This is a genomic window from Nostoc sp. 'Peltigera membranacea cyanobiont' 210A, from assembly GCF_002246015.1.
GTDB lineage: Bacteria > Cyanobacteriota > Cyanobacteriia > Cyanobacteriales > Nostocaceae > Nostoc.
Genome location: NZ_NOLJ01000010.1, coordinates 241938 through 265680, shown reverse-complemented (window position 1 = coordinate 265680; position 23743 = coordinate 241938). Strand labels below are relative to the sequence as shown.

Sequence of the window (23743 nt, the reverse complement as noted above, 5' to 3'; positions counted from 1 at the left end):
AAATTGTAGGTTGGGGAGCCACTGCGTTGCGCGGGTTCCCCGCGTTGTAGCAAGTGGCGTTGGAGACTTTGCGTAATATCATGTCCGCTTAATTGCTTATTAAACCTGAAGAACCCCACCCCCGCCAAAGCTACGCTTTGTCTCCCCTCCCGAAGAGCGGGGAGGGGATTAAGGGGAGCCAGCGCGGTCTTGGGGGTTTCCCCCATGAGCGACTGGCGTGTGGGGTGCAATGACTGTGGTTAGCATAACTAATTATGCGGACATGATATAAATTAGACTTTTCAAACAACCTCTAATAGCAAGAATTGGTTTAAACGGACTAATCAAATATTCTTAGTCCGTTTAAACCAACTTGAGCTTTTAGCCTGAAAATAAATTTTCGGGCGATTTTTAAGCTTTTGTAACAGCTTTTAAGATGGTGGTTCTACACATATTCATATCGGGAATTAGGAATGCTTAACATCTAGAAAAGGCAGTTGCTTGGAACCATTAGCACCAATAACTTCAATACCTTGTTTGCCACGAATACCGTCTACTGGCAGAGAAACTGTATAAGGTGCGGTAGCTGGTAGTCCGATTCCGGGCAAAGTGCCAACGACCTCAACTCCCCAATATTCAGGTTGCTGGACGTATACAAGTGGTACAAGATTCACTTCCAAATTCAAGTATGGTTTCGTCCCTCTGACAACTAAAATATAAGTGCCACTTACTATACCAGGACGAATTTCTGCTTCTTCAAAGTCAATTAATCGAGATGACTCTGGTTTTGGTAAAGCTCGAAATTGACTAAGACTTTGCTCTAATGTACTCATTTTTTCTCCTGTAAAAGAACTATGTTCTTGTTGAATCAACTAATTAAGGAGATAACAAGATATTTTCAATCTTGTACCTTCAACTTTTTAGCTTCTTAGTTAATTCATCAAGCTAGAAAGCAAAGTTTATGCAATGCCAACTTATTCTTTACATTTATTTATAGCAGTTCTCGTTTACGTGAGGTACGCCCGTAGGGGCACCATTGAATATCATGTCTGGTTAAAGACTTATCATTAAGACCGCAGAGGGGATGAGTTTTTGGGATTTCTGCATAGAGAAAGGGAATTATAATTAATTAGCCGGACATGATATGACTCTTCGTTTGCGATCGCACGAACCTTGAAATAATCAGGGTTTGTGCGTGACAATCTCAAACAGATCGCGTGCAGAGATGCCACTACAGTCTTATACTACGTTAAGGTCTTATCTATATATTGATATTGCATTCTTGTTTAGATTGGCATGGTCAAAGAAATCCATTATTTAATACGCTTTCATTCCCTGGCGACTGTTATTTTTTATAAAAATCTATTTTTGTTCAAAGCCTACCAATATAGCCCAGTTTCAGATCCACCGTCCTCAGTAATTTCTGTGCGATCGCTAGGACGGACTACGCGGGTATGTTTGTTTGGGAGATAGTCATACCAATGCTCCAGTGCGTTCCCGCTTCTCCTGTCGGAGACGCTACGCGAACGGGTTGCCGTAGGCATCGCTTTCAACTCCTGTAACTGGTCGTCAGAACCTCGCAGCATAACCCCAGATTTAAAAAACTCTTACAGCTTGCTTGTCTACTAGGGGGACGACACGCTACACGAGTAAATCAAACAACTGTTTAGCTGCTATTTAGCTGCTGCATTCTGAGTTACTAGTACAGCACGGCGTAAATAAACCACCCATTCAAAACCAATGAAATGCTTACGCTGTATTAATTTTTAATTTTTAATTTTTAATTTTTAATTCCGCCTTGCGGTACTAGTGGTTATCAAGACATGAAGAACACATAAAGATAAGTACTGACATTATACCGATCGGCAAATAATGTGAAGAGTATGCAAAGATATGTCTTTAAGTGTGGACATCTCAGTAAATATTCAGATATGGTTATCAAAGTGTTATTTAGATGTTTCTTATTTTTAAGCTACACACCCACGGGCAACAGTCCACAACAATTGCATAAAAATTCTTTCCCTATCGAAAGTGAATTATTCTCTATATTTACGACAGTAGGGCTACGCTTTGATAAGAAATATGAAGTGTTGGTTTTAAGCATTCAAGCTTAATTTTTCGGCATTTTGTTCAGTGATGGCTGGGTTGATCTGCGGATCAAGAATGATAAAAAAAGCGTGAAACCATCTGTTTTCCTAAATACACGCTCATAAATATGTACAATGCTTAAGACTTAGATAGTCGTAAATAGCATTATTACTGGTATACAAATAACGAATGAAAAAGGAAATAGGGAATAGGTAAAGACTTTAACTTTGAACCTCCTGCCTCCTGCCTTTTTCAAGTCAGTTAGATAAGTCCTGCTTACAAGCTTATCAATAGGGTAAATCTTCGAGAAAATTGCTAGCCCTCAAGGGTGACATAAAAGTATGTCGAAAGCGTTAACTCTCGGCGATTTCTGTGCGTTTTTAAACAACATTAACAACAAGTTAATAGCTGAAGTTACTCAAAATATCAATTCAGGAAGGTGAGAGTTATGGTGAATATCATTGGAACCAACGGTAAGGATACTCTACTGGGTACTCAGGATGCAGATACAATCAACGCTAAGGTAGGTAATGATATCATCGATGGCAAAAATGGCAACGACCTTTTAAGCGGTGATGCCGGAAATGATACCCTCATTGGTGGTGCAGGCAATGATACTCTCCTTGGTGGTACGGATAACGACTCTCTCCGTGGTGGTACGGGTAGTGACTCCCTACGTGGTGGTACTGGTAATAACCTGCTGCGGGGTGATGAGGGAAATGATACCCTTGATGCTTCCTATTCTTCTGGAAATAACATCCTCAGTGGAGATGTAGGGGATGACTACCTTGATATTAGCTATTCTGCTGGCAACAATACAGTTTCAGGCAAAGACGGCGATGATTCCTTTTACGCTGATGAAGTCCGGGGTAGAAACACTCTAAATGGAGGCGCTGGTAATGACACGTTCTATTTGTCCGCCTCAAAAACTGCCCCCTATTCCTTAACGACTCAAAGTGTAAATGGAGAAACAGGTCAGGATTACTTGTCTGTATATTACACCCGTGCTACTAAAGCAATCACTTCGAGTTTTGATGCTGCTACTAACAGTGGCTCAATTAGGTCTGGCACAAATCGGATTAACTACAACAATATCGAACAATTAGAAATTAGAGGTACAACCTACGCTGATTTTATTGTCGGGAGCAATGGCAACGATTTACTCTTCGGAGGCAGTAGTGGCAATGATTTAAATTATGGCAATGATACGATTTTTGGCGGTGAAGGTAACGATTACTTGAATGTTGATTATTCAACCAGCGATAACATCCTTAACGGTGGTGCTGGTAACGATCAATTCAGTGCTACCTCTTCAACAGGCGATAACATTCTCAATGGAGAAGATGGCAATGATAATCTCTCTGCGTCTAAGACAGATGGCAATAACACCCTCAACGGTGGTGCTGGTGACGATCAATTAGATGCTAACTATTCAACAGGCGATAACATCCTCAATGGAGGAGATGGCAATGATTCTCTTAGCGCCTCTCGCGAATACGACTATTCCGCCTCTTTTACCTCCGGTGATAACACTCTCAATGGTGGTGCTGGTGACGATCAATTGAGTGTTAACTATTCAACAGGCGATAACATCCTCAATGGGGGGGATGGTAATGATTCTTTCTTTGCCTCTGGCTACTACGACGACAAAAAAGCCGAGGGTAGGTTTGGTAATAACATTTTCAATGGAGAGAATGGTAATGATTCCTTCTCTTTCGTCCTATATACTTCTCCACCTTCCTTAGCGACTCAAACAGTAGATGGGGGGACAGGTAACGATTTGTTGAGCGTTTCGTATATCTATCCTAGTGGGGGAATCACTTCAACATTCAATGCTGCTACTAACACTGGCTCCATTAGGGCGGGCAATGATCTGATTAACTATAAGAATATCGAAGGATTACATATCTCTGGTACAGCCTACAATGACTTGATTGTGGGGAGTAATGGCAACGATACTATCTCGCTCTACGGGAGTAGTAGTGGCAATGATACTATCGATGGCGGAAAAGGTGATGATTTATTGGAAGGCTATTATTACAGTAATTCTAGCGACGGTAAGGGAATCACAACGACATTCAATGCTGTTACTAACACTGGCTCCATTACATCAGGTACGAATCAGGTTAGCTACAAGAATATTGAACGATTAAATATCTCAGGTACAGCCTACAATGACTTGATTGTAGGTGGCAATGGCAATGATACACTCACCGGAGGCGATCGCGGCAAAGATACCATAGATGGAGGGAAAGGTGACGATTTGTTGTCCTTCTATAACTATTCCATCGGCCAGGGAATCACTTCGACATTCAATGCTGCTACTAATGCTGGTTCGATTACAGCAGGCCCGAATCAGGTGAGCTACAAGAATATCGAACAATTAAATATCTCAGGTACAGAATACGATGATTTGATTGTGGGGAGCAATGGCAACGATACCCTCGCTGGGGGACGTGGAAATAACACGATTCTCGGCGGTGCAGGTAAGGATTATTTGAGTGCTGACTATTCAAATGGTAATAATTTGCTCTCTGGTGGTGATGATAATGATTCTCTTGATGTCTCTGGCTCCTATGACGACTACCGAGGCAATTTTTCTCTTGATGCTATCTCTGGTAAAAATACCCTCAATGGTGGCGCTGGTGATGATAACTTAGTTACCAACTATTCATCAGGCAATAACCTACTGAATGGGGGCGATGGCAATGATACTCTGACAGCCGCTGGTTCAGCCTCCTTATATTCCTCCTACGGAGCTTATACTGTCTCTGGGAATAATACGCTCAATGGTGGTGCTAATGACGATCGCTTGATTGTTGACTATTCATCAGGCAATAATCTACTGGATGGAGGCGATGGTAATGATACTCTCACAGCCTCTGGCGCTTCTGGTAAAAACACCTTCAGAGGTGGCAAAGGTAATGATAACCTTTATGGAGGAACGGGTACTGATACATTTGTTTTCAATAGTTTCAGTGAAGGCGTTGATAGTATTTATAACTTCAACGTGACTAATGAACTGATTCAGGTATCGGCTGCTGGTTTTGGTGGCGCGTTATCATCAGGTTTACTCTCAGCTAGCTCTTTTACTCTTGGAGCATCTGCAACAACGAGCAATCAGCGATTTATCTATAACAATACTACAGGCGCACTATATTTTGACCAAGATGGCAGTGCGGGTGGATTTGCTCAGGTACAATTTGCACAACTATCTGGTGGAGTGTCACTAAGTCAAAATAACTTGCTAGTTGTTTAATCCTCAACCCTACAGTCAAATAGAAATCTTCAGAATGCGAGGTGTTATATTCAGCACCTCGCATTTGATTTATCAATGGAATTATTAAACCACGCGGTACAATAATTATTCCAATCGGTGTAAATGGCGAGGCGATGTGTTGCTAACGCGCTCCGTCTTATCCAAGAGCAAGCAGTTACCCATCTCTTTTAAGAGCGATCGCTTGTAAATTATTGAGAGAGCAACAAAAAGCCTTAAATTGAGTATATGTATTCAGTTTAAATATAAGCTCTATAAGTGTGGTGTCCAGAAAAAAAGCCAGTCAGATTACTCAAGTCTTGAAGAGTCAGCAGAGAGCTAAAGAAGCTTTTAGCGTAGTACCAAGACTAACCAACCGTCGCTACGCACTCATAGCATTAATCCTCTGCTTGATAATTGTTGCTTGCACTAACACATATCAATCCTCCCCTTCTCCATTTAATAAGTTATCCAGTGAAACTACCGATTTAAGGATTTGGTGGGATAAAGGTTTTACTCAGGAAGAAGATGAAGCCCTCAAGCAACTAGTTAGCGAGTGGGAAAAACAAACTGGCAACAAAATAAAGCTTTCTTTATATTCCACAGATGAGCTAACACGGAAGATTCAAAGAGAAATTCAGGCTGGCAACCTACCTGATATTGTTACCAGTTATACTGCCGATCGAGAAATTATTCCCCGTTTAAGTTGGGAAGGCAAACTAGCAGATGTATCAGATGTAATTGAGCCACTTAAAAGTTTTTACCCGAAAAAAATCCTCAAAAGTGTTCAGTTTTATAACAACGTTACTCAAAAGCGAAGCTATTATGCTCTGCCAATGAGCCAAGCAACTATTCATATTTTCTACTGGCGAGATTTGCTAAAGCAAATAGGTCGTAAAGAAAGTGATATACCAAAAGATTGGGATGATTTTTGGGAGCTTTGGAAACAAATACAGGATGACTTGCGGACAAAACAAATACCAGATAAAAAACAGAATATTTATGGCTTAGGATTTACCTTCGGCATTAGTTCTGCTGATACATACTACTTATTTGAGCAGATTTTAGAAGCATACGATGTGCAAATTTTAGATTCTAAGGATAAACTGCTCCTTGACGATCCGAAAGTGCGTCAAGGTATTATTAACAGCTTAAAATGGTACACAAATTTTTATCAGCAAGGCTACGTCCCACCAGATGCTATAAATTGGTTGAATCCAGATAATAATCGTAGCTTACTCAATCAAAGCGTGGTTATGACTCCTAACAACTCGCTTTCAATTCCTGCTGCTGTGCGGCAAAACCCTGATACATATTATCAAAAGCTTGGTATCTTAGAGTTTCCAAATAAACTCAATGGTTTGCCAATGCGCTACTTAATTACGGTTAAGGAAGCGTTTTTATTTGCCGATTCTCAGAAACAGAAACTAGCTAAGGAGTTTCTTGCATACTTAATACAACCAGAAGTGATGGGAAATTATCTCAAGGCTTCTGGAGGTCGTCATTTACCAGTTTTAACATCGGCGTGGGAAGATCCTTTTTGGAAAAATTCCAAAGATCCCTATCTCTCAGCTGCCATTAATATATTTCTCAACAGAGAAACTCGCCCATTTTATTTTGTCCAAAACCCAGCTTATAGCTTGGTTTTAAAAGATAATGTCTGGGGTAAGGCGCTCAATCGAATTGTTGTAGATAAAATTTCTTCAGAGCAAGCAGCTGATGAAGCGATCGCACGAATTAAGCAAATTTTTGACCAATGGCAGTAAGCTTTTATAAAGATGATATTTAAAACAAAAGCTAGTCAAATTGCTAAAGGCTTTCATAATCAGCCGCAATATTACCATTATCGCAGATATGTGTTCATCATATTGACACTCAGCTTGATAATTATTGCTTGTACTAACACCTCTCAATTAAAACAATCTTCAGTCACCCATTCCCGTACTGACAACACAGTTTTAAAGATTTGGTGGGATAAAGGTTTTACTGTCGATGAGGATGAAGCAATCAAGCAGTTGGTGAGCAACTGGGAAAAACAAACTGGTAATCAAGTCAAGCTTTCCTTCTATATCGGCGATGAGTTACCGCAGAAGGCGCGTAGGGCCATTCACGCGGGTAATCCACCCGATATCATGATGAGTTACGGCGCTGAGAGAGCGTTGAATCCATATCTGGCTTGGGAAGGGAAACTAGCGGATGTAACGGATGTAATTGAGCCAGTCAAAAATCTTTATCCTGAATATGCTCTGCAAGCTGTTAATTATTATAATAATGCTGCAAAAAAGCGAAGTTACTATGCAGTTCCAATCAATCAGGCAACGGCTCATATTTTTTACTGGCGAGACTTACTAGAGCAAATAGGTCGCAGTGAAAGAGATATCCCCAAAGATTGGGATGGTTTTTGGGAGTTTTGGAAAAAAGTGCAGAACGAACTGCGGGCAAAACAGCAAAAACCAAATATTTATGGGTTAGGTTTTCCTTTCTCTATTGGAGCTTCAGATACCTACATCTTTTTTGAGCATATTTTAGAAGCATACGATGTGCAAATTATCGACTCAGAAGGTAAACTCCTGATCGACGATCCAAAGGTCAGACAAAAAATTGTCCAGGTATTAGATTGGTATACCAAATTTTACCAACAAGGTTATGTGCCACCAGATGCACTCAATTGGTTAAATCCAGATAATAATCGCAGCTTGCTCAACCGTATGGTGGTAATGACTCCTAACAATACGCTCTCAATTCCTTGCTCTGTGCGCCAAGATCCCGACACCTATCGCCATAAGCTTGGTATTTTAAAATTTCCCAACAAACCCAACGGCAAGCCAATGCGTTATCTACTCACACTTCGGCAAGCCGTTTTGTTCGCCGATTCCCAGCAACAGAAAAAAGCTTTGGATTTTCTTGCATATCTCACCCAATCACAGGTGATAGGTAAGTATCTGAAAGCTGCTGGAGGCTGTAATTTACCTGTCATTAAGACACTTTGGCAAGACCCATTTTGGAAAAACCCAGCTGACCCACACGTTTCAACTGCGGTCAAGACAATGACGGAAGGTTCAACGCGGTTGTTTTATTATGTCCAAAACCCGGCATACAGCGTAGTGTTAGAGGAGAATATCTGGGGAAAAGCTCTTAATCGAATAATTGTAGATAAAATTTCTCCAAAGCAAGCAACTGATGAAGCAATTAAGCAGATCAAACAAATTTTTGCTCAATGGTAATCAATAATTATTTATATTAACTAAAGGAATAACCTATCTGCATGAATAATAAAAAAGATAAATATCTTTAGAATAAGAAACAAGTTGTAAATATATGAACTTCTGGAATCAGCACCTAACTATTAAAGTTGCCAGTTCCTTCTTATTCCTATCCTTGGTAACTGTAGGTGTAGTAGGAGGATTTGCTTTTCTCAATGCGAGGGAAGCTTTGAAGCAAGCTGCTTTTGAACGACTCAGTGCTGCTGCAACTCTGAAAGAGGAAGAAATTACCCGTTGGTTTGAAGACCAAGAACGAGACTTTCTCTTAGTAACTCAGTTTCCAGACGTACAAAATAATTTTCAAATCCTTTTAAATTCCAAAGTTGCCGACGCAAATTATCGTAAAGCTTATAAAGTTCTCTCAGATTATCTCACAAATATGGCTACAATCAAGCCAAGTCTGGGAGAAATTTCCATTCTTGACCGGAGCAATCGGATTATTTTATCTACTAATAAACAGCGTGAAGGTCAATATGAAATTTCAGCTAACATCACCTATATTGAACAGATTCAGCCAGGAGACTCTTTTGCCCCCATCTTTTATGCCTCACCGATTACTGGTAAGCCATCAGTGACTTTTGCAACCCCTCTACGTGATGCAGCCAAGGTACGTCAAGGTGTTCTTTTAGCCGATCTAAATTTAGGCAGAATAGATCAAATTGTACGCGAACGTACAGGCTTAGGTAAGAGTGGAGAAACTTATTTGATTGGTTCTTTGGTAACTAAAAACGCTTTTATTTCTAAAGATAAAAATAAAACACCGGACTTTTCTCAAGGAGTTAGTAGCCAAGGTATTGATGCAGCAATGGGTGGAATTAGTGGTCAAGGACTTTATCCAAACTATGCTGGAGTGTTAGTAATTGGGGTATATCACTGGCTCAATGACCAAGACCTAGCCTTAATGGTGGAGATGAACCAGGAAGAAGCCTTTGCGCCGGCTCGGCGATTAGCAGGAACAATGATGCTAGTGGGATTCTTATCAATGGGATTTCTATTGATTGGAGTGTCTTGGCTAACACGACAGTTAAAAATCTCTGGCGAGCAGTTAGAGAATTACAGCCATAGATTAGAACTAAAAGCCAAAGAAGCCGAAACTGCCAACCGTGCCAAAAGTGAATTTCTCGCAAACATGAGTCACGAACTTCGTACTCCTCTTAACAGCATCCTTGGCTTTACTCAGCTAATGATGCGCGATTCTTCTATCAATGCTTCTCAGTTGGAACATTTAGAAATTATCAGTCGCAGTGGAGAACATTTGCTTACCTTGATTAATGATGTGTTGTCAATGTCCAAAATTGAGGCGGGTTTAACGACACTGAATAACAATAGCTTTGACTTGTACACTCTACTTGATTCACTTGAAGAGATGTTTCAAATTAAAGCGGAATCCAAAGGTTTACAGTTGATGTTTGAGCGTAGACCTGAAGTTCCTAGATATGTGCATACAGATGAAAGTAAATTGCGTCAAATTTTGATTAACCTCCTTGGTAATGCTATCAAATTTACTCAAGAAGGTGGCGTGAGTTTGCGAGTTAGAATGAAGGAAGAAAGTAAACTACAGCAACAAGAAGGGACACAAGTAATAAAAAACTCTCGCCCTTCATTCTTCTGGCTTCATTTTGAAGTCGAAGATACCGGGACAGGGATTGCACCTGCCGAAATTGAAAAATTATTTAAGCCCTTTGTTCAAACAGAAACAGGTCGAAAATCTCAGCAAGGAACAGGTTTGGGTTTAACTATTAGCCAACAATTCGTGCATCTAATGGGGGGAAGTATTACTGTTAGCAGTACTTTGGGTCAAGGAACGATTTTTTCTTTTGATCTCCAAATTAGTCTAGCAGAAGTAGCTGAAGCTCCAATTCGACAGCTAAAACGACGAGTAATTGGTTTAGAGCCTAATCAACCAAAATACCGAATCTTAGTAGTTGAAGATAAATGGGAAAATCGCGAGCTCCTAGTCAAGATGCTAATATCCCTTGGCTTCGAGGTACGTCACGCTGAAAATGGTCAAGAAGGAGTGACTCTTTGGGAAACCTGGGAACCGCAACTGATTTGGATGGATATGCGGATGCCTATAATGGATGGGTATGAAGCTACTAAACAAATTAGAGCTACTTTAAAAGGTCAAGCTACTGTGATTATTGCCCTAACTGCTAGTGCTTTTGATGAGGAGCGCTTCGTGGTTTTATCGGCTGGCTGCAACGACTTTGTACGTAAGCCGTTCCGAGAGGAAGTAATCTTGAATATGATGTCTAAATATTTAGGGGTGCGTTATTTATATGCAGAGAAACCCCTTCAAAAAGACGAATTTGCCGAAAATTCCGACCTTAAACTTTTATCATTAGAAGAGATGCTGGCTCAGATGCCCACTGAGTGGGTAGCACAGCTACACCAAGCGGCACTGTGTACCGATGAAAAGCTGATTTTTAGCTTGCTTGAGCAAATTCCTGAAGAATCTGCTCTTTTGACAAACACTCTGTCTGATTGGGTTAATAACTTTCGTATTGATAAAGTTATTGATTTAACACAACTGTAAGAAATGATTTTTGAATCAGAATTCAAAAGTCAGAATGGGCTTAGCCCCGCTCCGCTAACAGGAGTCAGAATAAGAAAGTGGGGGATTGATATGATGTCCGCTTGATTACTTATTAAACGCATCTGGCTTGTGGGGTGCAATGACTGGAGAAATCATAACTAATTAGCCAGACTTGATATGAGATCCGCCACTAATTGGTTCTTCAGTACATAGTATGCTTAACTAATAGTTAAAATGCCAATTCAATAAGCATCTAACTCGGAAATTGTCAAAGTTTCTAAATCCATAACCGGAACGTTTAATCAACTTGATCTTGTTATTAATACCTTCCACAGCACCACTACTTGTCCCATTATCAAAGTAAGCAATTATCTCATCAAACCAACGGATAATAGTATTGTTACTCTTGGGAAAATATTTTTTAGCTTTCGATAACCACATACCGAGTTTAAAAACTCCCGGATACCAATTATCTGTCTTATTAAAAATCTTTCTAAATTTTTCTTTTAATTCATGCATTTCTTTTAAGACAGGAGATACATTCTTGACTTCAGAAAGTTTATTTATTTGCTCTTCATTTAAGTCTGACTCATTTTTAAGTAAAACGTACTTACTATTTTTTAATCCCGATAAAAGTTTTTCATATTCAGCTTTTTGTGCTGATAATTGCGCTTTTTTAATTAATTCTTCTAGACTCCGTTTCTCTCGTTTTCTCTGTGTATCTAATTCTTTATTAATCTGTGTCATTACATGAAATCTATCTGCTACTACTTGAGCATTGGGCATTAATTCTGTGACAACGTTTTTATAACCAACCCACAAATCTATACTCACTTCCTCAATTTGTTCTAAGACCTCATATCCCCATTCTAAAAGGGTTTCCTTCACTACTTCTTGCGTGCGCCCATTTAAAATAGTTACTAGCTTAGATGTATCTAAATCTATTAGTACGGCGCAGTAATTACCCTTGCCCTTAACCAGAGCTATCTCATCGATTCCAAGTCTTTTTATCAGAGAAGGTTTGTCATCAGATAATTCAAGCGAAGCGTCTTTTAACATTCTTTCTATTTCTTCTGTTGTCACTATCCCTTGATCAGCTACACTGTGGATATCGTTTTCTACTACCTCTTGTATTATCTTGTGTGCCAGCCGTTTTGTATAAGTTCTTTTCTGGCTCACGAAATCTAAATTCTCACTAAAGGGTTTTTTACATTCTTCGCATTTGAATTGTCTTCTATTTATTTCTAAAAATACTGGTTTCTCACCGAAAGGTAAATCTTTAACAATGTATCGATGATTTTGATGTAATCTATGGCTTTTTGTACCACAGCGAGGACAAGTACTGTATGATTTTATTGATTCTATTTGTAAAATCATTCCTATCCCGACATGAAGGCGATGTGATATAACTTTCACATCTTTTAAATCTAGAAGCTCTGTTAGTATTTTAATATTTTGTTTCCTGTTCATAACTGTAAATAGACAAAAAATACTTTTCTAGTACTTACAGTTAATAATGAATCTGCGTCCTAAGTCAATTATGTCAAAAGTTTTACTAAATATTTTATGCAATTCTTTATACTTTTTAACCTTCGCAGCTAATAATTTAGCATAGTAAGTACTGAAGAACCCACTAATTAAACATCACTAAATCTTCGTGTCGTGAATGCACCAAAAGATTTGGTGGGGATCTTAAACCCATTCATTCACCAGTCGGACTCCAATTAAATTCTGAATTCTGATTTCTGACTCCTGAATTCTTTTTTAAAAAATTAGTTCTAATAAATATGGATAACCATCAAGTTCAGCTACCAAAAGCAAATATTCTTGTTGTTGATGATACACCCGACAATCTGAGACTTTTATCCGCTATGCTAACTCAGGTTGGCTATGAAATTCGGAGAGTTATTAACGGACAAACAGCTTTGAAAACAGCACAAGCTGCACCGCCTGATTTAATTTTGCTTGACATCATGATGCCAGAAATGAATGGTTATGAAGTCTGTCAACATTTGAAAGCCTCAGAGAAAACCTGCGACATTCCGGTGATTTTTATTAGCGCCTTGGATGAAGTTTTTGACAAAGTTAAAGCTTTTGCTGTCGGGGGAGTGGATTATATTACCAAACCTTTTAGTGAAGAAGAGGTTTTTGCCCGTGTAGAAAATAACTTGACTATCCGAAGGTTGCAAAAACAACTGACCCAGCAAAATATACTTTTGCAGCAGGAAATTAGCGATCGCCAAAAAGCAGAATCAGCCCTGCGCCTCAGTCAGTTTTATCTAGATAAATTTAAGGATTCTATCTTTTTTGTCAATTCGGATGCCCAGCTTGTTTACGTGAATGAAGCCGCCTGTCGTCATCTTGGCTACTCCCGCGCACAATTACTGACCATGACTGTTTACGATATAAATCCAAATTTTTCGACGGTTGCTTGGCGATCGCACTGGGAGGAAGTTAGACAGAAAGCCTCTCTCACTTTTGAGTCTACTCAACGAACTCAAGATGGTCAGGATATAGCCGTAGAAATAACTGTCAATTATCTGGAGTTAAACGGACAGGAGTACCATTGTGCTAGTGTCCGCGATATCACCTCCAACTAACACTATTTCAGCAAGCCACTAAAGTGTTTTGTATCAAAAATTCTGTAAATGAATATGTAGTCTGAGATTGCTGGAAGATACCTTTAGTCAAGACTTCTAATCCAAAACTGCTAACACAGGTGGGAAAAGAGATTTTTTCTGACGTTACCGACATTTTTTACATAAATTAATAAAACTTTGACGGCAAAATTCCTGACGAATTATGACTTTTTCATGCTGTCAAAAAGTGAATGATTCACTTAAATTAAAGGTATGGTCAAAGTCAACTTCAATCCAGAACCTCAAGAACGTCTAATAAGTAGAAGCAAAAGGGAAAACCCCAACAGCAACAGGTTATTATGATTTGCATTTTACATTTAATTATGTCCTCCTACTGAGTTGATGGTGTGGATTGAATTGAGCCGGCGAGCAAAAGGGTATTGCCCATTGCAACTATAGCGTTATTACCTCTGATATCTGACAGATAGTGACAGCATCAAAAATCAAGCAAAGAGATGCTTTGTAGTGTATCAAGCCAGCAAAGTATGTGGAAAAAATAAACTTGAGGAAAGAAAATAAGATGCGAAAAAATAGTATAAACCAAGATTTTATCCCGCCTGAAGAAGCAATTCATCGCTGTATTCAGGCATCTGAGCAAGGAAATACTGATCGGGTGAGCAACAACTCTTTGACTGTAGAAGATGTTACTACTGATTTAGACATTCAGAGTCATTCACTACCAGTAAAACAGGAAGTCAGGCATCTATTGTTTAGCACCTCAGTTAAGAAGGATCTAAATGAACAGCTAGCATCCTTAGTTGCCGAAGCCCGTAGACATCCACCTGGAAGCCCTCAACGTCAGAAGTTGCTCACGCAAGTCATTCGTTTGACACAAGGTAAACTCTGGAAGGAAAATACTCCCTACTATCAAGACGCACTGCAACAAACTTGGTTGTATTTCTGCCGCAATGTTTGTGATGGTCTGACAGGTCAAACCTATGACTCCACTCAAGGTAGTGTGATTAATTGGCTAGATGCTTACCTAAAACGCAGACTACAAGACTTTTATCTCAACCAAAACCGGGAACAAGCCACAACAGTCTCCTTTGGGGTTCGTCAGTCTAAGTCGGGTGAGATTGGTGAAACTATTGACCCGATAGATAATATACCAGCTACCCCCCAAGCGCCTCCCATTTTGGAAAACCTGGAGATATGGGTGGAGACAGACTCGGATATGGAACTACGTAGTACTCACATTAAAGGGCGTCCAGACGTAAATTGTCAGGTATTAATTCTCAAACGTTTACCCCCGGAAGTTAGCTGGAAAGAATTATCTAAAGACTTTGGGCTGTCAATTGCGACACTAAGCAGTTTCTATCAACGCCAGTGTCTACCACGCTTGCGGAAATATGCTGAGATAGAGGATTTATTATAAATGCTATTTGGGCATGAACAAATAAGTACTACTAGCGTACTCTCTCAAAGAACCTTCTAATAATGTCCGTTGCAAATCTGATACTTTAATAAAGTATCGACTTAAATAAAATACCAATAATTAGACCAACTATTCCAGCAATCAAACCGGCACAAAAGAAGTAGGAAAACACTTCCAAACTTGCTTGAATATTTTGGGGATATCTGAAATAAAATATTGCCAAAATCGCTCCAAGCATTCCTAAAATTACTGTTGGAATCATTACGATTGCTATGACACTTTGAGTTTTCATTTATATATGTATAGTATTAGGAACTATAAACACGTACTTATCCAGAACGGATTATGAATAAAATCTGATGAAAATCAATCCTCCTAAAACTGCTCCTACAATAATGCCTATAATCCAGAAAATTGAAATCCAAACAAGCCAACTGGCGCTTTCAGAGCTAAAAATGAAATCACCTGTAAATTCCTTATATCCCGTCGAACCAACTAAATGACCAATAAAAGCACCAACTATTCCACCAAGCAATCCTCCTAAAAATGAGTATAAAAATAACTTGAGAGTTACTTGAATATTTTGGCTATACAGTAAATAAATTATTGCCCAAAGCGATCCTATGATTGCTGAGATTACTACTGGTACTATTATATAAAAAATTATCCATCTCATAACTTTTTTTGCAGTCTTAGCTATTGGTAAACATATAAGGTTCAGACTTAATAGTAACATGACAAAAAATATCGCCATAAAACGGGAGTATCCCCATTTTGCAAAAAGAGGGGAAAAACCCAGATTATTATTTAACTATTATTAGCCGAGAGACTCTCAAAAATAAAATAAGTTATCACGGTTTTGTTGGAAATTATTACTATCAATTAAATTTAAGGATGATTTTTAATTATCCTATCAACTTTAGCGGGATAATATAGTTAAAACTGGCTTAGTTAATAATCACTAGTTATCGCTCTTCCATCACTCTCATTAAGCAATAATCGAAGCAGAAAACTGAAACTATCACCCAATCAAGGTTTGAGGCTTTATTTTCTAATATAAATTCAAAAATCTAGCTAAAACCTGAAAACCNATACTAACCACAGTCATTACACCCCACCCCCAACCCCTCCCCGCTTGCGGGGAGGGGAGACAAAGCGCAGCTTTGGCGGGGTGGGGTTCTTCGGGTTTAATAAGCAATCAAGCGGACATGATATTATATGTACTAACTAGTGATTATTAACAAATTTTTATATCTGATTTGTTCAGCAGTTTCGCACCGATAACTAGTCTAAACTCCAACATTCATGGGTAATGTAGTAATTGCTTTGAGGTCACTGAACAGTGCTTTTTATACTCGAAAGTCACCATACCTAATCCTAAAACAACTATTAATGCCCAACCGAACGCACCTATAAAAAATAATCTTTGAAATCTAGCTGCTTTTTGCTCTTGAACGAGTCTAGCTTTAACTTCTTTAGTTCGTTCTGCTTCTAACCATGTCTCAACTTCTCGCCGATCGCATTCTTGGCTAGCTGCTAAAAACTGATAATCTAAATCACTCAAGCTTTTGCCTTGGGACCAAGCTAAAGCCTCATGTAAAGCTGTCCCGCGTAATAGTCGGGAATTATCACGATGCTCTGAGGCTACCCAAGCGTTAAATGCTTGGGAGTAGGGCCGTAATTTTGCTAATTGTTTTTCTACCCAAGTTTGGTTAAAAACCTCTTCATAAATCCGATTCTTTACTATTAGTTGCCCTTGCTGCTTGGTTACTAACCCCGATAACAGCAGTTCTATTTGTTCTTCTCCATCATCACTAGCTACCTGAATACCTTGTAAAATTTGCTGGTACAATCCCAGCAAACCTCCAGCACGTTGCTCATTTATCAGCAGGCGATCGCGGATTGTTTTCAAATGCTCTGGATCGTCTTTTGCCTCCCATTTCTCAATAATATGGGTTTGCACTAGTTTTTCTAAAATTAACAAGGGAAATTGGTAATAAAAATTTATCAGATGTTGATTAATAATCGGTAAATGGTCATCCAATTTATAACGCTCATCCACTTCTAAGCTTCTGTGATCTTGAACATCCTTGCTTCCAGAGTTTCTTTCTTGCACTACTATCTGACAGAGTTTTTGAGTCAGAAATGGCTGACCATTTGTCCAAGCTAAAATTTCTTTGAGAACTGCCATCGGATTAGCTACTTTACTTTCTAAACCTGCGGCTAATGGCTGAACTTCCGATAAGTTAAAGCCGTGCAGTTCAATAGATTTACCGATATTAAATGGGGTACAGTTGCGATCGGCAATCAAATCTGAAGGGGTTGCAACTCCGAACAGCGCCCAAGTTAGACGGTTATATTCGGGATTTTCGGCTCGTTGATTGTAGCATGAGCGAATTAGGGTAAAAAAATCGACCACCGGGAAATTTAAACCTAAAACACTATCAATTTCATCAATAAAAATAAATATTTTTTCAGTTTTTAGTTCAACTAACAAAATATCTTCGACAAATTGACTCAATCGCTGTAATGCAGGTAAATCTTCCCGCTCCGACCACCAGGCTTTTATATTAACTTTGCTAAAGAGATTAAAGCTTCTCAATAAGTCAATCACTATGCCCTTATACCATTGAGCAGGAGTAATATTGCCGTTGCCGATGCGAGTCATGTCGATAGAAGCACAACTGTAGCCTGCTTGTTCTAATTTATGCCTTGTTTGTAACCGCAAGCTAGATTTACCCATCTGTCGGGAACTAAAGACATAACAAAATTCACCTTGAATTAAAGCATTATAAAGTTCAAAGTCAGCCTGCCGTTCTACATAGCTAGGAGCATCAACTTTGAGACTACCGCCAATTTGATATTCGTATTTATTCATAGTGTTTAGGTTAATTGCTCTCGGAAATATAGCTGATATAATTCACAGCTAGGCATTGCCTGATTTCCTTCAAGTTTTACCAGACCCATACTTTCTAATTTATAGGCAGCGATCGCTTCTAGTTGTACACTTGTTGGAGAGGTAACTACCCGTTTGAGTGCGATCGCGAGTTCTGGATGTTCTTGAAGATTGGCTAGATGATGCCGTAAATAGTTGCTATAAATGCCGGCAATTGTCGGAGCCTCTTGTAATAGCTGCTCTAGGGTTACTGCTTGATTTCCCAGGTTATAAAGAGCCAAACGAGCTAAATAAGGATGACCGCCAATCATTGCTCGTAGAGGAGCTAATTTTTCCAATCCTTTCTCACCTTTGGCCCAATCGAGTCTATGACGCACCGCCAATTCCTGCATCTGCTCTAAACTAAATTCTGGTAACTTAATCGGCAGTCCCACATTGAAAGGCGATTGATTAATATCTAACGGGATATAAGCTTCAGTGGCATGAACTACTATTAGTCGGAGTTTTTGCCAGATTTCTAATTCGGAAGCATCTTCATACCAAGAACGCAGTAGCGGCAGAAAATCCCTAGAGATTTCTGGATACTCGAAAATGCGATTCACTTCATCCAAAGCTAAGACTACCGGAGCGTCGATTTTTTCTAGCACATACTCCTGTAAATACAATGTGCAGCTAACTTTGCTGCCAATATCCTCATCCCAATAATCATCTAGTCTGATTTCTAGGTTCAACTGCCGACTAACGTTAGCGCAAAACCAGCGTAAGAATTTTTCCAAGCTAGTGAAAACTTGACTATCTGCCCTCTGCAAACCAATCTGTACAGTGTGTACCCCAGTCTGTTTGGCATGAGTAAGAATCCTGTGCATTAGGGATGTTTTTCCCATTTTGCTGGGGGCTTTGATTCTGATTAGGCTTCCAGGTTTATTGATTTCGGTATAGGTGCGTTCTTCAATTGGCGGACGCTCTATGTAAAAAAAGGAATTTAGGGGCACTGAGCCACCAGGATTTTCTAAAAAGTCGGGATTAGAGACTGGGGTTTTTCTCTCGTCTTGTTTTTCGATTACCAAAGAAGACGCTGATATCCCATCTTTGGTTTTGCTTGTTGGCTGAGACTGTCTCAAGACTGCTGGCACAGGTTGTAGTTTTTCTGAGATAACGCTATTTTGCGCTCGCCGTCTCAATACTGACCGAAAATTACTTTTTGTCACCTCTTCCCCGAAAGCCTGTGAAAGTAACTTCCATAATTTGGAACCAACATCTTTTATATAATTGGCATCATAACCACAGCTTTCGGCGATATCTGGATAAGTTTGCCCTTCCCAAGCTTTACGAAATACTATTTCCTGAACATCACTTAAGCCATGTTCAAGAAATGTATCTAAAATTACTAGCGCTTCTTCTATATTCATTTGTAAAAAGAATAAAGTTTGTTTTAAATAAGACTTTAGCGGAATTTTTCATAGTTTTTTCCTTATTTACTTAAATTTAAACAGTTAGCTTTATTAATGTGCAATCCATCTGCTGTGAGATTATCTCTTATTTTTAGCGGGCGATGTCTGACGATAAGCCGCTCTGTGTCTACGCAACACAAAGCATAGTTTTTATTTTTGATTTTGAAATAAACTGCAACGCCTGGATCGTCTGGTTCCTTGTGCCTTGGATATCCTTGGGAAGACGCGATGAATCGCGTCTCTACAAATGGTCTATTTGTTGCATTCTTTTTTCAAATTGGATAAACTGTCTTGGCGCGTTGGTACATTACTAGAGATGACAATATTCTTTTGTCAACGCCTTCATCTGTGGTTTGCCCAAACAGTCCATTTTTTATAGTAGACTCTGTACAATTTACATATAAACCCCGTCCATTTTGAAACCTAGAGTTTTAAGGAGAGTGTATTATTCTGTCGTGACTTGAGTTATGAGCTTTACTCTAATTCCAAAAAACTATGGTTTTCAAGGTAGACGTGGTTTAGCTATCGTTCTGGTGCTTGTTTGTTCTAATCATCACCCTAAAGGATCGATAGCTTTCTTGTGAAGTGGCTCAATTAAAAACTGTCCGAAGTATTGCTCTATTATATTTGCAGTTTATTTCTCGTTCCCAGATTGGAATCTAGGAACACCAGTAACGAGTGTAAGTAGGAGATGATTATGCCGAGATGGAATGCAGAAAAAAAACAAGCGTATCGAACTGAGGTAATTCAACGCGTTACCGCAGCAATGCCCTCAGTAATGCAGGAATATGCCTCAATTAATTGGGCGGAAGAACTTAAAGGCTACCATACCGAGCATGAATATTACCCTGACTATATCCACGCTCCCATTCATGGGTCAACTGATTCCTATACCAACCCTCAGTCGTGTTTAGCCTGGGATGCTGCTATGGATGCGATTATTCCCATGAGCCACAATGTTAGTTGTCAGCAGTTGCGCGAGAACATGGCTGAACTAATTCCTCAAGACGCTCAAATTGAGACGGTGCTAGAGCTTGGTGCAGGTACGGCGGGTGGAGCGTTGGCACTGGCACAGCGGTTTCCACAGGCTACTTTTCGCGTTACTGATGTTTCACCTTATATGCTGGTGATTAGTCAGCACAAGTTTAACAAGGCTGGATTGAGTGAGCGGGCATCGTTCGAGCAGGTGGACGCTCGTAACACTGGCTACCCTGACAACTCTTTCGATCTTGTCACGTCGTCACTACTCTTTCACGAGACACCTAAAGAGTGGACGCCTAAAATTCTTAAGGAGATGTACCGCATCACCAAACCCGGTGGTTGGGTACTATACGCTGACACCTATCGGGGTGAATACGCCCTGAGCGCTTCTTTTCAAGAACCGTGGTTGGATGACTTTATCCATTTCAACTTCGAGTACGAGTTTGCGAAAGCAGGTTTTACAGAACTCAATTACATTCGCTATGCCGTGGGTTTGTGGTATATGGTTGGCCGGAAGTTAGAAATGTGAGGATAAAACAAGCGCTTTAAGGCAGTCCCGACGAAACAAGTTTCAAACTTGAAGACAAGATTGTGATGTAAAGGTTCTGTAACCCAAGAAACGCAGGAATTTCTATCGATCGCGATCGCATCTCTCAATGCAAGTAGAATAATGAAACGATCGCCCCATCGCCCTCCAAACCTGATTATTTCTAATCTGGAAACAAACTGGAGACTCAAATGACCCCAGCAACGATAGCAACACCAAAAAAAGAATCACCTCTTCTGTTTGAGGGAATGACCTGGAGAGAGTTCAAAGCAGTTGAGCAATTGTTAGACCGTCCAGGATATCGGCTCTCTTTTCTGAATGGAATTCTGGAAATACGACGAACGCCTGGAGAACCCCACGAAACCGTTAAAAAGAGGATTGCTGCATTATTGGAGCTTTACCTGCTCATGGCAGGGTTCGACTTTACTCCAACTGGCTCAATGACTCTGGAAAGTGAAACAGTCGCTGTCAAGCGAGAGGCGGATGAATCTTATAAACTTGCTCCTGGTCGGATGCTACCCGATCTGGCGATCGAGGTGGTGTTTTCCAGTGGCGGCATCAACAAACTAGATGCATACAAGCGGTTAAATATCAAAGAAGTGTGGTTTTGGGAAGATGGTGTGTTAGAAGTCTATCATCTGCGGGGAGAAGGCAATACACTTCACTATGAAAAGGTTTCTAGTAGTGAAGAGGTGAAAGGAATCGATCTGGATTTGTTGTTACGTTGCATGAATATGGTGAATCACGTAGAGGCGATCAAGACTTTTCAACAGGCGCTCCAGAAATAGGCGATCGCACATACTTATGGGATGCTGGGTTTCACGCTTGAAAACTGCTGTTAAAAAAGATTTTGTTCAGCGCAGAGACTTTAAGCTTTCAGTCTTTTGCACTAAGAAATCAGTGAAGATACTCATAATTGTGCGCTGACGTAATTTCACATTAGCATCAATGGACATCCCTGATTGCAATGGAATTTGACGCTGATTAATCAGTAACTTCTGCCCATGTAGGCGGACTTTTGCGGAGAAGCGCCAGAAATTATAAACTTGGTCTGGAGGTAAGGCATCAGAGCCAATCTCAATTAGTTCGCCTTTGATATCGCCATACTCTTGGAAGGGAAAGGAATCAATTCTCACATCCACTTGTTGCCCTTCTTTGACAAAGCCGATATCGCGGTTGGTGATGTAGACGTTAGCAACCAAGTTATCACTAGGAACGAGTTTTAGGAGCGGTTCGCTAGAATTCACTACAAATCCAGCTGTTTTGGCTTTGAGTTCAAAGACGGTTCCATCTACGGGTGCGGTAATTTTCTGATATTTCAGGGTTTGTTCTGCCTGAGTTAATTTACTATCAATCTCTCCAATCTGACTATTAATTTCATAGAGGCGTTTCTGATTATCTACAATTACCTTAGTTAATTGGCTGTCAATTCCGGCAATGTTTTTGTCGTTATCTGTAATTTTGGCTAGTAAGTCTTCTTGAGACACAGCCGCAGTATTGCGAAATTTTTCATTTGACTGTGCGATCGCTAATTGTAATCGTTGCTGTTCCCGATTCAATCGAATCACTTCTGCTTGTTTGCTGCTGACATCCTGCTGTTGTTTCAAGTATTGCACCTGGGAGATCGCCCCCTGCTGCGCTAGAGGTTCAAACCTGCGGAGAATTTGTTGATTAATTGTCAGCAACTCTTTAGCGCTAGTTAATTCCGCCTGAGTCTGAAAAAATTGCTGTTGTGTCTGTCCCGTTTCTAAATTAGCTGTGGCTAAACGCGATTCCAATTCTATTTGGCGATTTCGCAAGCGTAACTGTTGCTCTCTTGTAAGAGTATTTCCAGCAGTCGCACCGTTTAATTGTGTCCGGTACAACTGATTTTCGGCAATAATCGCTGCTCGGCTCTTGGTCAAAAAGGCGAGTTCTGGTTTAATTTTCAACAGAGCGGTTTGCTGTGCCACTTCTTGTAGTGATATGTTCCCTTGAAGCTGACGGCGATAGAAATCATTTTCTTGCTCTAGCGCCTGTTTCGCCAGCAATTGAGCCGCGCGACTTTGTTTTAATGAAGTTAACTCCGCCTCAGAAGAAGTTTTTTCTAGGGTAACAAGTGTTTCACCTTTTTTGACTCGCTGACCATCTTTGACTAGAATCTCATTGACAACACCATGAATCGGAGCCTGAATTTCTTTGACTGCACCCTGTGGTTCTAACTTGCCAGTAGCATGAATTGATTCATCAATTTGGAAGACTGAAGCCCAAATTACTGTGAAGGTGCTAACTCCGATAATAGTCCAAGCGATCGCTCGTGACCAAGTAGGAGTTTGTTGTAAAAGTACTGGTTGATCGAATTTATATTGAATATTCATTGGGGAATGGGGAATGGGGAATGGGGGAATGGGGACTGGGGATTGGGGACTGGGGATTAGGGAGTGTTGAGTGCTGAATTAGGAGTGCTAAGGTTAAAGTTCCAAGTTCAGAAGCTCAATGTTCAAGTAAAAAGGTGCAACTTCCGAGTTCAAAGCCGCAACGTTCAAGCAAAAAGGCGCAACTTCCGAGTTCAAAGCCGCAACGTTCAAGCAAAAAGGTGCAACTTCCGAGTTCAAAGGCTCAACGTTCAAGTAAAAAGGTGCAACTTCCGAGTTCAAAGGCTCAACGTTCAAGTAAAAAGGTGCAACTTCCGAGTTCAAAGACTCAACGTTCAAGCAAAAAGGCTCAACTTCCGAGTTCAAAGGCTGAAGTAT

General features: G+C 40.0%; 17 protein-coding genes. 8 read left to right on the top strand and 9 right to left on the bottom strand.

Translation table 11 applies throughout. The features are described from left to right. Positions 1–446 precede the first annotated feature (446 nt). On the bottom strand, positions 447–812 hold the full coding sequence (locus CDG76_RS28890) for a hypothetical protein (RefSeq protein ID WP_094352314.1): 366 nt from the start codon (positions 810–812) through the stop codon (positions 447–449). Between the two features lie 546 nt (positions 813–1358). After that, complete coding sequence (locus tag CDG76_RS36585) at positions 1359–1565, bottom strand: hypothetical protein (protein WP_143854191.1); 207 nt, start codon at positions 1563–1565, stop codon at positions 1359–1361. 950 nt (positions 1566–2515) lie between these two features. On the opposite strand from CDG76_RS36585, the gene CDG76_RS28885 reads away from it, so the two are divergent. The 4 genes from CDG76_RS28885 to CDG76_RS28870 all read left to right on the top strand — a co-directional run bounded on the left by CDG76_RS28885 (position 2516) and on the right by CDG76_RS28870 (position 11122). After that, positions 2516–5326, top strand: coding sequence for a beta strand repeat-containing protein (locus CDG76_RS28885; protein WP_094352287.1), 2811 nt, complete (start codon positions 2516–2518; stop codon positions 5324–5326). 278 nt (positions 5327–5604) lie between these two features. Continuing rightward, positions 5605–7089, top strand: a complete 1485-nt coding sequence (locus tag CDG76_RS28880; RefSeq protein WP_223265436.1) for a sugar ABC transporter substrate-binding protein — start codon at positions 5605–5607, stop codon at positions 7087–7089. A 12-nt stretch (positions 7090–7101) separates the two neighbouring features. After that, positions 7102–8547, top strand: a complete 1446-nt coding sequence (locus CDG76_RS28875; protein ID WP_094352286.1) for an ABC transporter substrate-binding protein — start codon at positions 7102–7104, stop codon at positions 8545–8547. A 94-nt stretch (positions 8548–8641) separates the two neighbouring features. After that, positions 8642–11122, top strand: a complete 2481-nt coding sequence (locus CDG76_RS28870) for a hybrid sensor histidine kinase/response regulator (RefSeq protein ID WP_094352285.1) — start codon at positions 8642–8644, stop codon at positions 11120–11122. 222 nt (positions 11123–11344) lie between these two features. Here CDG76_RS28870 and CDG76_RS28865 read toward each other — a convergent pair whose 3' ends face one another. Next, positions 11345–12592 (bottom strand): ISL3 family transposase, encoded by a 1248-nt coding sequence (locus CDG76_RS28865; protein WP_442946355.1) that lies wholly within the window; start codon positions 12590–12592, stop codon positions 11345–11347. A 317-nt stretch (positions 12593–12909) separates the two neighbouring features. Here CDG76_RS28865 and CDG76_RS28860 point away from each other — a divergent pair, with 317 nt between their 5' ends. Both CDG76_RS28860 and CDG76_RS28855 read left to right on the top strand, forming a co-directional pair. Further along, positions 12910–13722: a response regulator gene (locus CDG76_RS28860; RefSeq protein ID WP_094352284.1), complete on the top strand. Its 813-nt coding sequence runs from the start codon at positions 12910–12912 to the stop codon at positions 13720–13722. 745 nt (positions 13723–14467) lie between these two features. After that, the gene (locus tag CDG76_RS28855; protein WP_094352312.1) at positions 14468–15136 is read left to right on the top strand and encodes a hypothetical protein; all 669 of its coding nucleotides are present in this window, start codon (positions 14468–14470) and stop codon (positions 15134–15136) included. Between the two features lie 85 nt (positions 15137–15221). On the opposite strand, the gene CDG76_RS37790 is transcribed toward CDG76_RS28855, so the two are convergent. From CDG76_RS37790 to CDG76_RS28840, 4 genes are all read right to left on the bottom strand, one after another. Further along, on the bottom strand, positions 15222–15398 hold the full coding sequence (locus CDG76_RS37790) for a hypothetical protein (protein WP_223265435.1): 177 nt from the start codon (positions 15396–15398) through the stop codon (positions 15222–15224). Positions 15399–15479: 81 nt separating this feature from the next. Beyond that, complete coding sequence (locus CDG76_RS28850; RefSeq protein ID WP_143854190.1) at positions 15480–15890, bottom strand: hypothetical protein; 411 nt, start codon at positions 15888–15890, stop codon at positions 15480–15482. A gap of 549 nt (positions 15891–16439) precedes the next feature. Continuing rightward, positions 16440–18014, bottom strand: a complete 1575-nt coding sequence (locus tag CDG76_RS28845; protein WP_094352282.1) for an AAA-like domain-containing protein — start codon at positions 18012–18014, stop codon at positions 16440–16442. A 5-nt stretch (positions 18015–18019) separates the two neighbouring features. Continuing rightward, positions 18020–19441, bottom strand: coding sequence for an AAA-like domain-containing protein (locus CDG76_RS28840; RefSeq protein WP_094352281.1), 1422 nt, complete (start codon positions 19439–19441; stop codon positions 18020–18022). Between the two features lie 739 nt (positions 19442–20180). Between CDG76_RS28840 and CDG76_RS28835 the strand changes: the two genes are divergently transcribed. Then, complete coding sequence (locus tag CDG76_RS28835; protein WP_190241015.1) at positions 20181–20993, top strand: class I SAM-dependent methyltransferase; 813 nt, start codon at positions 20181–20183, stop codon at positions 20991–20993. 209 nt (positions 20994–21202) lie between these two features. Then, positions 21203–21799 carry a Uma2 family endonuclease gene (locus CDG76_RS28830; RefSeq protein WP_094352279.1) on the top strand — a complete coding sequence of 199 codons (597 nt, stop codon included), beginning with the start codon at positions 21203–21205 and terminating at the stop codon, positions 21797–21799. 66 nt (positions 21800–21865) lie between these two features. Here CDG76_RS28830 and CDG76_RS28825 read toward each other — a convergent pair whose 3' ends face one another. Then, positions 21866–23368: an HlyD family efflux transporter periplasmic adaptor subunit gene (locus CDG76_RS28825; RefSeq protein WP_094352278.1), complete on the bottom strand. Its 1503-nt coding sequence runs from the start codon at positions 23366–23368 to the stop codon at positions 21866–21868. Between the two features lie 93 nt (positions 23369–23461). Further along, on the bottom strand, positions 23462–23704 hold the full coding sequence (locus CDG76_RS36580; protein ID WP_223265434.1) for a hypothetical protein: 243 nt from the start codon (positions 23702–23704) through the stop codon (positions 23462–23464). Between the last annotated feature and the right edge of the window lie 39 nt (positions 23705–23743).